Below are 14,120 nucleotides of genomic sequence, written 5' to 3'. Positions count from 1 at the left end.
ACGACGTGAGGACAGTTGTCTCTCACCGGCCCTTTTGCACAACGGCAAAAGGGCATTGGGGAAAGCTTAAAGATCATCGAGAATCGCCAGCGCATCCGCCAACTTTTTCGCGCTGTAGACGCGCATGCCCTCAATCGGCTTTTTCGGCGCGTTACCGGCAGGCACAATCGCCCGTTTGAAGCCATGTTTAGCCGCTTCTGAAATCCGTTCCTGGCCGCTGGGCACCGGGCGAATTTCGCCGGCCAGCCCGACTTCGCCAAAGATAACCAGATCCTGCGGCAAGGGGCGATCGCGCAGGCTGGAAACCATTGACAGCATCAGCGCCAGGTCGGCGCTGGTTTCTGTGACTTTCACGCCGCCCACGACGTTGACGAACACATCCTGATCCGCCATTTGCAATCCACCGTGACGATGCAGTACCGCCAGCAGAATCGCCAGGCGGTTTTGTTCAAGCCCGACGGCAACACGACGGGGATTCCCCATCATCGAATGGTCCACCAGCGCCTGAATCTCGACCAGCAATGGCCGGGTTCCTTCCCACAGCACCATGACCGAACTGCCCGACGTAATCTCTTCACCACGCGACAGGAAAATGGCGGAAGGATTGCTCACCTCACGCATGCCCTGCTCCGTCATGGCAAAAACCCCCAGTTCATTCACGGCACCAAAACGGTTTTTATGGCTGCGCAAGGTGCGGAAGCGCGAATCGGCATCGCCATCCAGCAGCACCGAACAGTCGATGCAGTGCTCAAGGACCTTCGGCCCGGCCAGCGATCCGTCTTTGGTGACATGGCCCACCATGATAATCGCCACGCCGCGGGTTTTGGCAAAGCGCGTCAGATAAGCGGCGGTTTCGCGCACCTGGGCGACGCTGCCGGGTGAAGACTGGATATCGGCCATGTGCATCACCTGGATGGAGTCGATGACCATGATTTGCGGCGCTTCCTGCTCGGCGATCAGGCAGATCTGTTCGATGCTGGTTTCCGACAGCATGTTCAGGTTTTCAGTCGGCAAACCCAGCCGATGGGCACGCATTGCCACCTGCTGTAAAGATTCTTCGCCGGTGACATACAGCGTTTTCATGTTCTGCGCTAAGCGGCACATGACCTGCAGCAACAAAGTGGATTTACCGGCCCCGGGATTACCACCAATCAGAATGGCACTGCCGGGCACCACGCCACCGCCCAGCACACGGTCAAATTCTTTAAAGCTGGTCGAGAAACGGGGCAAGGCTTCCAGGCTGATTTCGGACAGCTTTTGCACCCGACTGGTCCCGGCACTGCCCGCATAACCGCTGAGGCGCTCATTGCGCGCTGCAGCGGGTGAGGCGGCAATCCGTACCTCGGTAATGGTGTTCCAGGCGTGACAGGCGCTGCATTGCCCCTGCCAGCGCGGATAATCTGCGCCACACTCGTTACAAACAAATGCGCGTTTTGCCGCTTTGGCCAAAACAACTCCTCAGTTAACGCTCTTCGTGAATCAGGCTTCCGGTCAGGATGCAAAACACGCCCATTAAATCGGCATGGCGAATGGTGACGGCCGTTTGCTCATTGACCTTCGGTTTGGCGTGGTAAGCAATGCCCAGCGCCGAGGCTTTGATCATCGGCAAATCATTCGCCCCGTCACCCACGGCGACGGTTTGTTCTGGCGCAATCCCGAACCGCTTCGCCAGTTTTTTTAACGTCTCGGCTTTGTACTGGGCATCCACAATCTGGCCCAGCACTTCACCCGTGAGTTTACCGTCGCGGATTTCCAGTTCGTTAGCCGCGATGGCCGACAGATGCAGCTTGTCGCGCAGGAACTCCGCAAAATAGGTAAAGCCGCCAGAGGCGATAGCCACCTGCCAGCCCAGCGCCTGCAATTTTTTGGTCAGCGTGGTTAAGCCTGGCATTAACGGTAGCTCATCGCGCACCTGTTTAAGAATATTGGCGTCGGCATCTTTCAGCTTGCCCACGCGCTGGCGCAGGCTGGCGGTAAAATCCAGCTCGCCGCGCATCGCCCGCTCGGTGACCTCTGCCACCTGCTCGCCGCAGCCCGCCAGTCTGGCTATCTCGTCGATACATTCGATTTGGATCGCGGTGGAGTCCATGTCCATGACCAGCAGGCCCGGCGTTTTCAGATGCGGGATTTTCCCGAGCGGTGCCACATCCAGCGCCAGATCGTGCGCCAGTTTGCTGGCAAACGGCGTCAGGGAACCTGCCAGACGAATCACCTGGTAGTCGTCTACGTTCCAGGCACTGACGATCACCATCGCGGCGCCAAGCTGGTGCTGATAATCGGTCAAACGCTGTTTATCCAGGCCGCGACCATAGAGTAACCAGCCGGTTCGACCCGCACGATAGTCCAGCGGCATGACTTCGTCACCGCTGAGTGAAAGGGGCAACCCCGGCCAGAGAGAGACATCAGCAGGCAGATCGCACCAGGTAAGATGATTTGACATCAGGGCTCCTGTAGGAACAACAAAACCACGCAAGAGGCTACCTTGTCTGCGCTGCTTCTGGCAACATAATATCCAGGCTTTCTGTCGTAACGTGATTCGGATAATTAATGGCTAAAACCGCACTGAAATTTCGCTTACATCGCACGGTGATCGTTTTGATTTCGCTGGCGCTGTTAGTGGTGCTTATGCAAGGCGCATCCTGGTTTAGCCTTGGCCATCAGATGGCGCGTTCTGAACAGGCAGAAGAGCTGGCTCAAACGCTGACCCGCCAGGTGGCGTTCAGTCTTAAGCCCCTGATGGATAACAGCGAAGACAACCGCAGTCAGATTGAAGCCATTATTAATCAGATGACCGAAAACAGCCGTATTCTGGATGCGTCCGTCTATGCAGGCGATGGCAGCCTGGTGGCGCACAGCGGCGAAAATATTAACGTGCGCGATCGGCTGGCGCTGGATGGCAAACGCGCGGGAAGCTACTTCAATCACCAAATCGTTCAACCGCTCACCGGCGGCAACGGCCCCGCAGGGTTTCTGCGGGTGACGCTGGATACGCACGTGCTGGTCACCGAATCGCGTCAGGTGGATAACACCACGAATATTCTGCGCCTGATGATGCTGCTGGCGCTGGCGATTGGCATCATCCTCAGCCGTACGTTACTGCGTGACCGCCGCACGCGCTGGCAGCAGTCTCCGTTCCTGCTCACGGCCAGTACGCCTGTGAAAGAGGATGATGATGAGGACGAGAAAAAGGACGATACCGCAAACCCTTCGGTCTGACGCGACGGCCCGGCGCGGTTTACTTTACCGCCTGCCAGACATTGCTCTCATGCCTCACCAACCCACTCGATGAAAAAAGGCCCGTCTTAAGGGCCTTTTCCTTTCCAGATCCGCGTGACGCGCCAGGATCAGCCTTTTAGCAGCGCTTCCAGCTCGGATAACGTATTCACCCGCCAGTCCGGTTTGATCGCTTCGGGCAGCGGGCGCGAGCCGTGGTCGATCCAGCAGGTTTTAACGCCCGCATTCATGCCGCCGAGGATGTCTGATTCTGGCGTATCGCCAACCATCAACACGCGATCGCGTTGCGGATGTCCCATCTGTTCGAGCGCATAGTCAAAAATCCTGGCGTCAGGTTTAGGCACGCCCACTTCTTCTGACACCACCAGTGCAGAGAAGTACTCGAGAAAGCCGGTACGCTCCAGACGACGCTGCTGCAGCGCGGTAAAGCCGTTGGTGATGATGCCCATTTTGACGCGGCCGTGCAGCAGCGTCATCAGGCTGACTGCACCCTCGAGCGGCAGACAAATTTCCGCCATGGCTGACAAAAAGCCATCGTTAAGGATCGCCGGTGCCACGCTGAGTTTCTGCCCCCAGCCGACAAAACGGCGGGTCTGGAGCTCCTGTGCGGACAGCTGGCCATTTTGATACTCCACCCAGAGTGGCTTGTTGACCGCCTGGTAATCCGCAAAATCCTGGTCGGTGAACTGCACATCGTATCCGGCAAACAGACGTTGCAGGCCGGCAAACGAGTCAAAGTGAAACAGCGTGTCATCCGCATCAAACAGGATGCAATCCCAGTTCTCTAACATCAAAACTCCTCAGAAACGGCTACAGCGTGAGCGCCATGATCAGTGCATCTTCACGGCCGCTGGCGGTGGGATAATAGTGGGGACGGCGGCTGACCTGGTTGAAATCCAGCTGTTCGTACAGCGCGATGGCGGGTGCATTTGACGCACGCACCTCCAGCCACAATGTCATGACATCGCGCGCAATCAGTTGATCGATTAAATGCTGCAGCAGCGCCCGGCCAAGGCCGCGCCGCTGATAAGCCGGGTCGACAGCAATATTAAACAGCGACGCTTCATCCAGAACCACCTGGGTGATCGCGAAGGCGGCCATCTGGTTATCGACATCCAACCGCAGATTCAGAAAACGTTCGCCCTGATTGCTGTTAAAGGTCTCTTCGCGCCAGGGGAATGCATGGCTGCGACATTCAATAGCAAAGGCCTCGGGAATCGCGTCAGGCGTGAGGAAAGAAATGGCTGTCATGTTCACACATCTGTTGCCAGAGCGCGCGCCGGGCGGCACCGCTGCTAAGCAGTTCATTAAAAGAAGCGCTGGTTAAGGCAACGCCATTAAAGGTTTGTTCGCTCTCAACGCCCAATAGCCAGCCCGCGCAGTTGAGCGTTTCCGGCAGCATTTGCAGCTGGTCAGGCGTCACAGTCATCACCTGCGTCGGTTTAAGACTGAGCGTGTGCAGGACATCACGCAGGATGGGTTCCTGCAAACCTGGCGGATTCTCCGCCACAATAATCAGCTGCGTATCCGGCAAAAGCCGTACGGCGATCTCGCCCTGGAGCACGCGCGGGCGGCGCAGTTGATACTGCGTAATCCCCATTTGCTGTAAAAGCCAGTCGCGCCTGGACGTCATGATATACCTGCTTTGCTCGCTGAATGCGACGCTATGCTAGCAAACCCATCGAACATGCGCCAACAAACCACTATAATCTCCGCTCAGATCTTACAGGAGCCCTACATGTCTGCTTTTACCCCGGCCAGCGAAGTCATTCTGCGCCACAGTGATGAATTTACCGCCCGCCACGTTTTATTTGCTGGCGATCTGCAGGATGACCTGCCCGCACAGCTTGAGACCGCCTCTTCACGCGTGCACACTCAGCAATATCATCACTGGCAAAACCTGAGCCGTCGTATGGGGGAACAGGCGCGTTATGGACTGGTCGCTCAGGCAGAGGATGTTCAGGGCTGCGATACGCTGGTTTACTTCTGGACCAAGAACAAACCGGAAGTGCAATTCCAGTTACAAAATCTGCTGTCTCTGCTGCCGGTTGGCTGCGATGTCTTTGTGGTAGGTGAAAACCGCAGCGGCGTGCGCAGTGCGGAAGGGATGCTGGAGCAGTGGGTGCCCCTGGAAAAAATCGACAGTGCACGCCGCTGTGGTCTTTATCATGGTCGTCTGGAGAAGCTGCCTGCCTTTGATGCCTCGGCCTTTGGTAACAGCTACCAGCTGGATGATCTGACCGTTCATACGTTACCCGGCGTATTCAGTCGCGACGGTCTGGATGCGGGCAGCGCATTACTGCTATCCACGTTCACGCCGCACACCAAAGGGAAAGTGTTGGATATCGGCTGCGGCGCAGGCGTGATCGCCGCGTCGTTACCGGCGCATTCACCTAAAGTGCGCCTGTGGCTGTGTGACGTACATGCCGCCGCCATCGAGGCCAGTAAAGCCACGCTGGCCGCTAACGGCCTGGAAGGCGAAGTCTTTGCCAGTAACGTCTTTTCCGACGTGACCGGGCGCTTTGACATGATTATCTCTAACCCGCCGTTCCATGAAGGCACGCAGACCAGCCTGGATGCCGCCCAAACGCTAATCCGGGGTGCCGTTAAGCACCTGAACAGCGGTGGGGAGCTGCGCATTGTCGCGAACGCCTTCCTGCCTTATCCCCAGGTGCTGGACGAAGCCTTTGGCAATCACGAAGTGCTGGCGCAAACCGGCCGCTTTAAAGTTTATCGTGCGGTTTACGGTCGCGGTGCCAAAGCCCGTTAATACATTTTCTCTGCCTTTTTCGCCGTTTTAGCGCGTCGCCAGGCTGAAAACGTTGCTTTTTGCAGCGATCGTTTCCGTCTGGCGAAATATGTGTTGACGCATTGAGTAAAATCTCTAAAATGCGCCTCCGTGGTTGTAATACGGTAACGTATTGCGGGTATGCGAAGGTGGCGGAATTGGTAGACGCGCTAGCTTCAGGTGTTAGTGTCCTAACGGACGTGAGGGTTCAAGTCCCTCTCTTCGCACCAAAATCACATATTTCATATCGCGAGCACTGCGCGAAGGTGGCGGAATTGGTAGACGCGCTAGCTTCAGGTGTTAGTGTCTTAACGGACGTGAGGGTTCAAGTCCCTCTCTTCGCACCATTGCGGTGATATGAAAAGACAACTCGATGCGAAGGTGGCGGAATTGGTAGACGCGCTAGCTTCAGGTGTTAGTGTCTTAACGGACGTGAGGGTTCAAGTCCCTCTCTTCGCACCAACGTTGTCATTCCCACTCTATTATCCCTGCATTTTCCTTTCCCTTGCGTTACCCGTTTCACTCCTCGGACAGACTACAGCCCGCTGAATTTGAAGCCTGTTGCCGCAATGCCGCCTGCCAGCGCGAGACAGGAAGGCAGCAATACATAGTGCCGCATGCGCTGATTAAACAACATAAGCAGGGTGAGCAATAACGCGATTAACATCACGATGCGCCACTGCTCAAAGGTAGGCTGCCATGCTGTTATTACCGGTATTGCCGCACATGCCAGCATACTTCCCCATGCACTATCCAGTTTGATACCGCGCATTGCCTTCCCCCTGACCACCTGTGAGCCGTTTTAGTCAATCCGATATGATAACCATTCCCATTAGCATATGATAATAATTCTCAACTTTCAGCTTGTTTTTTTACAGGCGGGCGGGAAGATGACAGCTAAACAAGAAAATGTTAAATTGCAACCGATTACACTTTTTATAACAGCAATATAATGCCTGTCGACCGGCTGAAATCCTGCGCCGGTTTTTGCTTTGTTATTTCAGGGCCGTCACGAGTATGAATAATGAAAATAGAATCTTATGATGAATTGAAACACAGCAAATACCGCCTCTCGTTGATGCTCTTTTTGTTTTTAAACGCATCCGTTTCGCTATTTTGTCTGCTCCCTTTGGCCGAAAATAATGAAACACAAATCACCGTGCCGGTGATGATGGTGGCGTTCTTTAGCCTGACCATGCTGAGCACGTGTTTAATAAAAACTAAACTAAAATTACCGCTGTTAAATCCCGTCGCGCTCATCCTGGGTGGGCTATGGGCATGGCATATTCAGTATCGCTATCATTCTGTTTTAATTGACGATGGCGGTTTTTTGATTGTCAGTCTGCTGTGCGTTTTTTTTATCAGCGCCATTGCACTGAGCGATTATTTGGTCGCGTTTTGCCTACACATTACCCCTTCCATGTTAACAGTGCTCATGCTGGATCACGGGCAACATCTGCCGTTGATTTTATTGACGATTGCCTTACCCCTGATTGGCTTTTCATTGCAACATCTGATGCGACGCCGTTCGGAAGACTTTACGCTGCGCTTAATGTATCAATTGTATGAAGAAAAAGAGTCATTCAGCGACCTCAGTATGCTTGATCCCTTAACAGGCTTATATAACCGACGCGGACTGAAAAATCGCCTTGATAACATTCTGGATAATCATGTCGGCAGTCATTATGTGTTGCTGTTAGATATCGACCACTTTAAGGCTTACAACGATAATTATGGTCATGCGATGGGTGATCAGGCGCTGGCACGCGTTTCGGTTGCCATTCGCGATGCGGTACGCTCACGCGATGTGGTAACACGTTACGGCGGAGAAGAGTTTTTAGTATTAATGACCAACGTCAATGCATCAATCGCTATGAAGCTGGCGGAAAGAATTCGCCAATATGTGGTGAATCTGGAAATTCCCCATTTGTTTAATGAGCGCGTTTCGACGCATGTCACCATTAGTGCAGGTATTGCGCCGATTTACGACAATGAATTTGATCAGGCCGTTGCCAATGCTGATCGCGCATTATACGTCGCAAAAAATCGGGGGCGAAATACGATTCTGGCCTGGGAAGATCTGCCCGGTGTTCCCAGCCCCGCGACGAGTGACGTCATATAAGTGCGTGCCGGATAGCCATGTTATCCGGCGCTCCTCTGGTGAAAACAGGAAGAGATAAAACCGCGTCAGCCCCTTAGCGCCCTCTCGTTTTGCCTCTGCCCTTCCCCAGCCCTCTCGCCGCTATGCATTCTGTTACCTATTCTTTCTCTCTCTCGTTTACACCGCTGCGGGCTTGTGGCAATTTTTACGCCTTCAATTAGCATGGAGAGAAAAATGAGCCTGGAGTCTGTACGCCAGTTTTTTGCCGAGCGTGCGCCGGAAATCGACATCATTGAGATGCCTTACAGTACGGCAACGGTAGAAATGGCGGCTCGCGTTCACGGTGTGGCGCCGGGACAAATCGCCAAAACCCTTTCCCTCAAGGTCAAGAATGAGGTGATCCTGGTGGTGACCCGTGGCGATGCGCGGTTAGACAACCGCAAACTCAAAGCCGCCCTGGGTGCTAAAGCGCGGATGTTAAGCGTGGACGAAGTGATCAACTGGACCGGGCATCCGGTTGGCGGGGTTTGCCCCTTTGGCCTGGAAAATCCGGTCACGGTATATTGTGATATCTCGTTAAAAAGCTTTGATGAAGTGTTGCCCGCCGCGGGCGCGGTTCACAGTGCAGTACGCATTTCGCCGCAGCAGATGGCTGAACTTACTGCGGCAAAATGGGTAGACGTCTGTGAAACGCGTTAATGTGTCTGCTTTGCCATCGCGCCGGAAATTTTAATTCCGCGCGTTTCGCGGCCAAAGGCGACAAAAACACAAATCAATACGGCCACGGTTCCCGCTACGATGGCCATACCAAGCCCGTAGTTGCCACCGTGCGCTTCAGCAATACGTGACTGTAGCGTCGCGTTGACGGACGCAATGAGATTACCTAACTGATAAACAAAGCCGGGCAATACCGCTCTTGCATTCCCCGGCACCAGTTCGTTCAGGTAAGTCGGTATCACGCCCCATGCGCCCTGCACCATAAACTGCATCAAAAAGGCGCCAAGACCAATAGCCCATGAACCGCTGGAAAAGGCCCACAGCGGCAGCACCGGCAGCGTCAGCAATGCGGCGATAATAATGGCTTTCTTGCGGCCAATACGTTCAGACAGCGTGCCGAAGAAGATGCCACCCAGCATAGCGGCAATGTTATAGCTTATGGCAATAATACTCACGGTGTGGGCATCAAACTGGTGCTGCACTTTCAGGAAGGTCGGGTAAAGATCCTGCGTACCATGACTAAAGAAGTTAAAGCAGGCCATTAACAGCACCATGTAGATGCAGATTTTCCAGTGCTGGCGCAGTATCGGCATCAGTGCGCTGCTCTCTTTGCGCTCACGTGCCGCCAGCCACACGGGCGATTCAGGGACGTTGAAATAGATAAAGGGTAACAGCAGAATCGGAACAGCCCCGATGAGGAACATGCCGCGCCAGCCCACCGCATCAAAAAATAAACCAAAGACGATGGACGCGAGCAGGTAACCGCACGGATAGCCGGCCTGGAAAAGTCCCGACATCAGACCGCGGGAGCGATCGGGAATGGTTTCCATTGCCAGCGAAGAGGCCACGCCCCAAATGCCGCCCATGGCTATACCATAGAAAATGCGGAAAGCCAGAAATGCAGCGAAGGTCGGTGACCAGGCAGACAGCAGTTCGAACACGGAGAAAAAGACAATGTTCAGCATTAAGATCGGCTTACGGCCATATTTCTCCGCCATCCGCCCAAACAGTAGCGCGCCAATCGGGCGCACCGCCAGCGTTAGCATAATGGCGACGGACACATCGGTGACAGAATTGTGGAAGTACTGAGCAAGGTTACTCAGTACAAACACCAGAATAAAAAAATCGAATGCGTCCAACGTCCAACTGGCAAAACAGGCGAAAGCCACGTTGCGCTGGGTGGATGTCCAGTCAAGCATACACGTCTCCTCTGTGAGACACTCTGGCGCATCGCCCATAACGTTCCTGGCCGCTGTCGGAGAGTGATGTAATTGTTAATCAAATGTATACATCATGTTCTAGAGGAGAGCGTACCGCGCAATTGTCAGGCAGTGGATCAGGCTGTAAGAAAGCGTGTCTGACGGCAGAGAATCCAGGCGACGAATCGCCTGGGTTTTACTCGGGGAGGTGGTTGAAGGCCTGCTCAATGATTGACAGCAGGAGCGCGTTATCCACACTGTGCAACACATGCACCAGCGCGCCGGCGTCAGGCGGAATACCCACGTCCAGACGCAGTGGCTGCCGATAGCGCCAGGTTTTACCGCGCGTCGCGCCCGGACGAAGCTCAATATCAACACGGTAGTCCGTTCCCCATGCCACGCGCTGATTAAGCAACCAGGCGACGACCAGCGCATCATGGATCCAGCATCCGGCCAGGTGACGGGTTTGCATTGAGTAGTCGATCCAGGGCTGCAAGGTGCCATGCACAAAGCGCGTCAGCGGATGTTCGCGACAGGTCATGCGCGTCAGATCGTCCTGAGTCAGCAGCGTTTGCGTGGTGACATCCATGGGGACCAGCGTAATGGCGGCGCCGCTGTGTAATACCTGATGAGCAGCTTCCGGATCGATGCCGAAATTGGTGTCTTTGATGTAATCATCCAGCGCAAAAACACCGCCCATAATCACTATCTCTGCCACCGATTCCGCCATGTCCGGAAAACGCTGCATGGCCAGCGCCACATTGGTGAGTGGGCCAATCGCAATCAGCGTGATTTCGCCGGGGTTATCGCAGATGAGTTGCCCCATCGCCTGCGCGGCATCCGTTGCATCGGCCTCTAACATGGCAGGCTGAGGAACGCCCTGCCAGAGTGACAGCAGATTGAGCTGTTCAACCCGCTTGTCCAGCACAGCGCGCCAGGGGCCGGGATCTTCGCACAATGCCTGACGGGCCCCCTGCACGACAGGCACGGCACAGCCCAGCCGTGTCACCAAATCTTTGGCGACCCGCGCACCGACATCACTCGGCGTATTCCCTGCTACGGTGGTAATTAATTCTAACGACAGCCCTGGTGAGGCTAATGCCAGAGAAAGTGCAAGGCCGTCATCCGTGTTCGCCCCTGCAATACCATTCCCCGGATCACAATCAATAATCAGTCTTTTCATTATTTGGTTTATTTACTCTGGCCTGTGATGGCCGACAGCCACAAGATTCACCAATTTCAAGATGGTGTGGAAACGATTCAATGCGTGCCTCGCCATTCCACTGTTTCAACATATGGATAGCGCAGCGTGCCATCTCTTTTACCGGCTGACGCACGGTCGTTAATGCCGGAACGTGATAGGCAGACTGTTCTGTGCCATTAAAGCAGACCAGCGCGACATCTTTCGGCACGCGAATGCCGTGCTGACTCAAGGCGCGGATACAGCCAATGGCCTGGCCTTCGTTACTGGCAAACAGCGCGCGGGGCAGCTTCTGGCTGGCTATCATGCGCAGCGTTGCCTGATAACCGCCCTCACGGGTATAGGTGGTGGGGAAAATCAGTGATTCATCAATCTGTACATTGTGCGCCTGCATCGCGTCACGCCAGCCCTGAATACGATCCTGGGCATTGAGCATATCCAGCGGTCCGCTAATCATGCCGACCTGCTGATAACCATGGCTCAGCAAATGTGCGCACACCTGAAAGGCGGCTTGTCGCTCATCCACCCGTAACATGCTGACCCCGGGCTGCGCTTCAACCCGATCAAGCATAACCAGCGGTGTCCCGCTGGCTGTGATGATATCAATGAAAGGATGGCGATCCACGCTGTTATAAAACAGGCCGTCGACCTGACGATTCAGTAGCCCCTGAATCAGCTCCAGCTCCCGTTTGCGATCGTCGCCTGCATCACCAAGCAGCATTACATGCCCGTGATTGAGCGACTCCTGCAGCAGCATGTGCGCCATCGACGCGACAAAGGGGTTGCTGATATTCGGCACCACCAGCCCAAAGGTTTTGGTGTGGCCTGACGCCAGGGCGCGGGCGGCGGCATTCGGGCGATAGCCGGTTTGCTCGATGGCGGCAAGCACCCGCTGACGGGTGGCATCCGCGACCGGGCGTGGTCCGTTATTAATGACGTAACTGACCACGGCAACGGAGGTCCCTGCGGCTTTTGCCACGTCGTTGCGCGTGACCGTCGTTTTTACCGGTTTCGCCACTTCGCCCTCCTCATCTAATGCCGCTTGCCATGTAACTTCATCGTATTCAGATGGCGTCCTCTGGCAGATTAAGATCGCGCCCGCGCGTTTCCGGTGCCACAAAGGTGGTCAGGAAACCAATGGAAGCCATCGCTGAGAAATAGATCGCAATGGACCACCAGTGCCCGGTGTACGACAGCATCGCCGCCGCCACCAAAGGTGCAGTGCCACCTGAAATAATCGAGCCCAGCTCTTTGGCCACGGCCATCTTAGTATAACGGTGGTTCACGCCAAACAGTTCCACGCCCCAGGCCGCCTGGACGCCAAAGATGCCCAGAGAAGCCAGCGCCATGCCCACCACGATAACCGGGATAACAATCGCAGGTTCGCGCGTATCCAGCAGCGTAAAGGCTGGCCAGGCATAAATCATCAGCAACAGGCAAAAAACCCGATAAACGACCCGGCGACCGAAGCGGTCTGACAGCCAGCCGGCCAGGGGAATAATCAGGAAGCCAAGCAGCGAGGCAATAAAGACCGCCGTGGTCGGCACGGATTTATCGACCATCAGGACCTTAGCGACATACCCGACGATAAAACCCTGCGCCAGATAAGAGGGACCGTTTTCGCCAATACGTAAGCCGACCATGGTCCAGAAAGCACGGGTACGCTGAAAGAAGGGGCGCGTATCAACCGTCTGATGCTGCGTGGCGATAAGGTTCGCCCGCTCCGCTTCCAGTTGCGCTTTCTTGCGCTCGAACACCGGGGTTTCCCGCAGGTTGCGGCGGATCCACAGTGCCACAAGGGCAATGACGGCGCTGCTCAGGAAGGGAATACGCCATCCCCATTCCAGCAGGCTTTGTTTATCCATCTGCACCACCAGCAGCCAGACAAGCGATGCCAGCAGCGTGCCGCTGTTAGAGCCGAGGGCGATAACGGAAGACACCAGGCCACGCCGCTTAACCGGCGCATATTCTCCCAGCATCACGGTTCCGCCGGAAAGCTCAGCGCCTGCGCCAAACCCCTGACTGAAACGTAGCAGAACCAGACAGGCAGGCGCCCAGATGCCAATGGAGGCGTAGCTGGGAATCAAGCCGATTAGGGTTGTGGATGCGCCCATCAGAATAATGGTGGTTACCATGACGACTTTGCGACCTTTTCGATCGCCCAGCCAGCCAAAAAATAACGCGCCGATAGGGCGGGCAACAAATCCAACCGACCAGGTTGCAAAGCTGGCAAGCAGCGCCATGGCGGGGGTTTGTTCAGGAAAGAAAACATCACCGAAGATAATGCCGGCGGCGAGGCCATAGAGTGCGAAATCCGCGTACTCCATTGCCGTCCCTAACCAGCATGAAACCGTCGCGCGCCAAAAATCTTTGCGGCCGGCTGGGGTAGTAAACCGCTCATCAGCGGCGGAGGTGGAAGGCTGTGCTGCCTGCTGCGTAACGGAGTGCTGTGCCGTCATAAACGCTGTCCCTTGAAAATATGCAGATCGATAAATGCCATTCCGAGAGACGGTTCCCTGACTGCGAGCAGAACGCCCCGGTGGCGACATTCAGTTGGCTAACCATGATAAAAGGAAAGTTAAAGATTCCCTGGTGTTGGAATCCGCAGTATCGCGAGCTTCGCCGCTGTATATTTCAGCGGTCGTATTAATCTGGCGAATGTAACTTGATCCTCGATCGGCCTACCGTGCATCGAGCACCGTGAGCAATCACTGGAAGCTAGTGTATCTACGCGCGTAGATAAATCAATAGCCTTTGAGAAAATTTGTTAAATTTCCTTCACTATCAAGCTTCATTAATATTCCATTTTAAGCGCAAAATCAGGCGGTTAATCCCGACCCGACGCACAAAAAAACAGCATACACCGGAACCAGAGGCACT

The 14,120-nt window shown here is 55.0% G+C and carries 14 protein-coding genes and 3 tRNA genes; 7 read left to right on the top strand and 10 right to left on the bottom strand.

Features of this window, described 5'->3' with window-relative positions:
- Nucleotides 1–66 precede the first annotated feature (66 nt).
- Nucleotides 67–1,449, bottom strand: coding sequence for a DNA repair protein RadA (gene radA, locus NYE92_RS18105; RefSeq protein WP_013024514.1), 1,383 nt, complete (start codon nt 1,447–1,449; stop codon nt 67–69).
- A 13-nt stretch (nt 1,450–1,462) separates the two neighbouring features.
- Nucleotides 1,463–2,440 (bottom strand): phosphoserine phosphatase, encoded by a 978-nt coding sequence (serB, locus tag NYE92_RS18100; RefSeq protein ID WP_014595282.1) that lies wholly within the window; start codon nt 2,438–2,440, stop codon nt 1,463–1,465.
- A 107-nt stretch (nt 2,441–2,547) separates the two neighbouring features.
- Between serB and NYE92_RS18095 the strand changes: the two genes are divergently transcribed.
- A complete protein-coding gene (locus NYE92_RS18095; RefSeq protein WP_013024512.1) occupies nt 2,548–3,216 on the top strand; it encodes a YtjB family periplasmic protein in 669 nt (222 codons plus the stop codon).
- Nucleotides 3,217–3,344: 128 nt separating this feature from the next.
- On the opposite strand, the gene yjjG is transcribed toward NYE92_RS18095, so the two are convergent.
- From yjjG to NYE92_RS18080, 3 genes are read right to left on the bottom strand one after another with little or no spacing between them, the layout of a single operon-like run.
- Entirely contained in the window at nt 3,345–4,025 is a 681-nt protein-coding gene (yjjG, locus tag NYE92_RS18090) for a pyrimidine 5'-nucleotidase (RefSeq protein WP_105078983.1), read from the bottom strand.
- A 19-nt stretch (nt 4,026–4,044) separates the two neighbouring features.
- Nucleotides 4,045–4,485 carry a ribosomal protein S18-alanine N-acetyltransferase gene (gene rimI / locus NYE92_RS18085; RefSeq protein WP_014606647.1) on the bottom strand — a complete coding sequence of 147 codons (441 nt, stop codon included), beginning with the start codon at nt 4,483–4,485 and terminating at the stop codon, nt 4,045–4,047.
- Nucleotides 4,457–4,867: a DNA polymerase III subunit psi gene (locus NYE92_RS18080; protein WP_013024509.1), complete on the bottom strand. Its 411-nt coding sequence runs from the start codon at nt 4,865–4,867 to the stop codon at nt 4,457–4,459. Before NYE92_RS18080 ends, rimI begins: the two co-directional genes overlap by 29 nt.
- Nucleotides 4,868–4,972: 105 nt before the next feature.
- Between NYE92_RS18080 and rsmC the strand changes: the two genes are divergently transcribed.
- The 4 genes from rsmC to NYE92_RS18060 all read left to right on the top strand — a co-directional run bounded on the left by rsmC (nt 4,973) and on the right by NYE92_RS18060 (nt 6,484).
- The gene (gene rsmC, locus NYE92_RS18075) at nt 4,973–6,004 is read left to right on the top strand and encodes a 16S rRNA (guanine(1207)-N(2))-methyltransferase RsmC (protein WP_259019323.1); all 1,032 of its coding nucleotides are present in this window, start codon (nt 4,973–4,975) and stop codon (nt 6,002–6,004) included.
- Nucleotides 6,005–6,165: 161 nt separating this feature from the next.
- Nucleotides 6,166–6,252 (top strand) — tRNA-Leu (locus tag NYE92_RS18070).
- Between the two features lie 30 nt (nt 6,253–6,282).
- Nucleotides 6,283–6,369 (top strand) — tRNA-Leu (locus NYE92_RS18065).
- A 28-nt stretch (nt 6,370–6,397) separates the two neighbouring features.
- Nucleotides 6,398–6,484, top strand: a tRNA-Leu gene (locus NYE92_RS18060).
- 73 nt (nt 6,485–6,557) lie between these two features.
- On the opposite strand, the gene NYE92_RS18055 is transcribed toward NYE92_RS18060, so the two are convergent.
- Complete coding sequence (locus tag NYE92_RS18055; RefSeq protein WP_014606649.1) at nt 6,558–6,794, bottom strand: DUF1435 family protein; 237 nt, start codon at nt 6,792–6,794, stop codon at nt 6,558–6,560.
- 252 nt (nt 6,795–7,046) lie between these two features.
- Between NYE92_RS18055 and NYE92_RS18050 the strand changes: the two genes are divergently transcribed.
- Together NYE92_RS18050 and NYE92_RS18045 are read left to right on the top strand one after the other, a co-directional pair.
- The gene (locus NYE92_RS18050) at nt 7,047–8,144 is read left to right on the top strand and encodes a diguanylate cyclase (RefSeq protein ID WP_029570980.1); all 1,098 of its coding nucleotides are present in this window, start codon (nt 7,047–7,049) and stop codon (nt 8,142–8,144) included.
- 213 nt (nt 8,145–8,357) lie between these two features.
- Entirely contained in the window at nt 8,358–8,822 is a 465-nt protein-coding gene (locus NYE92_RS18045; protein ID WP_029570979.1) for a YbaK/EbsC family protein, read from the top strand.
- Here the strand turns inward: NYE92_RS18045 and NYE92_RS18040 are convergent.
- The 4 genes from NYE92_RS18040 to NYE92_RS18025 form a co-directional block, all read right to left on the bottom strand.
- Entirely contained in the window at nt 8,819–10,039 is a 1,221-nt protein-coding gene (locus NYE92_RS18040; protein ID WP_014606652.1) for an MFS transporter, read from the bottom strand. The genes NYE92_RS18045 and NYE92_RS18040 overlap by 4 nt on opposite strands.
- A gap of 196 nt (nt 10,040–10,235) precedes the next feature.
- Entirely contained in the window at nt 10,236–11,222 is a 987-nt protein-coding gene (locus tag NYE92_RS18035) for a nucleoside hydrolase (protein WP_210496420.1), read from the bottom strand.
- Entirely contained in the window at nt 11,203–12,258 is a 1,056-nt protein-coding gene (locus NYE92_RS18030; protein WP_014595275.1) for a LacI family DNA-binding transcriptional regulator, read from the bottom strand. The genes NYE92_RS18035 and NYE92_RS18030 overlap by 20 nt, the downstream gene beginning before the upstream one ends.
- A 46-nt stretch (nt 12,259–12,304) precedes the next feature.
- Nucleotides 12,305–13,699, bottom strand: a complete 1,395-nt coding sequence (locus NYE92_RS18025) for an MFS transporter (protein ID WP_015701011.1) — start codon at nt 13,697–13,699, stop codon at nt 12,305–12,307.
- Nucleotides 13,700–14,120: the final 421 nt, after the last annotated feature.

The organism is Pantoea sp. B566, from assembly GCF_024793925.1.
Taxonomy (GTDB): domain Bacteria; phylum Pseudomonadota; class Gammaproteobacteria; order Enterobacterales; family Enterobacteriaceae; genus Pantoea; species Pantoea ananatis.
This window is presented reverse-complemented; position numbering and strand designations above follow the sequence as displayed.

What these genes read in the sequence shown, in the direction of transcription:
- NYE92_RS18050 (WP_029570980.1), top strand. Translation starts at nt 7,047, where the DNA reads ATGAAAATAGAATCTTATGATGAATTGAAACACAGCAAATACCGCCTC.
- serB (WP_014595282.1), bottom strand. Translation starts at nt 2,440, where the DNA reads ATGTCAAATCATCTTACCTGGTGCGATCTGCCTGCTGATGTCTCTCTC.
- NYE92_RS18025 (WP_015701011.1), bottom strand. Translation starts at nt 13,699, where the DNA reads ATGACGGCACAGCACTCCGTTACGCAGCAGGCAGCACAGCCTTCCACC.
- NYE92_RS18045 (WP_029570979.1), top strand. Translation starts at nt 8,358, where the DNA reads ATGAGCCTGGAGTCTGTACGCCAGTTTTTTGCCGAGCGTGCGCCGGAA.
- NYE92_RS18095 (WP_013024512.1), top strand. Translation starts at nt 2,548, where the DNA reads ATGGCTAAAACCGCACTGAAATTTCGCTTACATCGCACGGTGATCGTT.
- rsmC (WP_259019323.1), top strand. Translation starts at nt 4,973, where the DNA reads ATGTCTGCTTTTACCCCGGCCAGCGAAGTCATTCTGCGCCACAGTGAT.
- NYE92_RS18040 (WP_014606652.1), bottom strand. Translation starts at nt 10,039, where the DNA reads ATGCTTGACTGGACATCCACCCAGCGCAACGTGGCTTTCGCCTGTTTT.
- yjjG (WP_105078983.1), bottom strand. Translation starts at nt 4,025, where the DNA reads ATGTTAGAGAACTGGGATTGCATCCTGTTTGATGCGGATGACACGCTG.
- NYE92_RS18035 (WP_210496420.1), bottom strand. Translation starts at nt 11,222, where the DNA reads ATGAAAAGACTGATTATTGATTGTGATCCGGGGAATGGTATTGCAGGG.
- rimI (WP_014606647.1), bottom strand. Translation starts at nt 4,485, where the DNA reads ATGACAGCCATTTCTTTCCTCACGCCTGACGCGATTCCCGAGGCCTTT.
- NYE92_RS18055 (WP_014606649.1), bottom strand. Translation starts at nt 6,794, where the DNA reads ATGCGCGGTATCAAACTGGATAGTGCATGGGGAAGTATGCTGGCATGT.
- NYE92_RS18080 (WP_013024509.1), bottom strand. Translation starts at nt 4,867, where the DNA reads ATGACGTCCAGGCGCGACTGGCTTTTACAGCAAATGGGGATTACGCAG.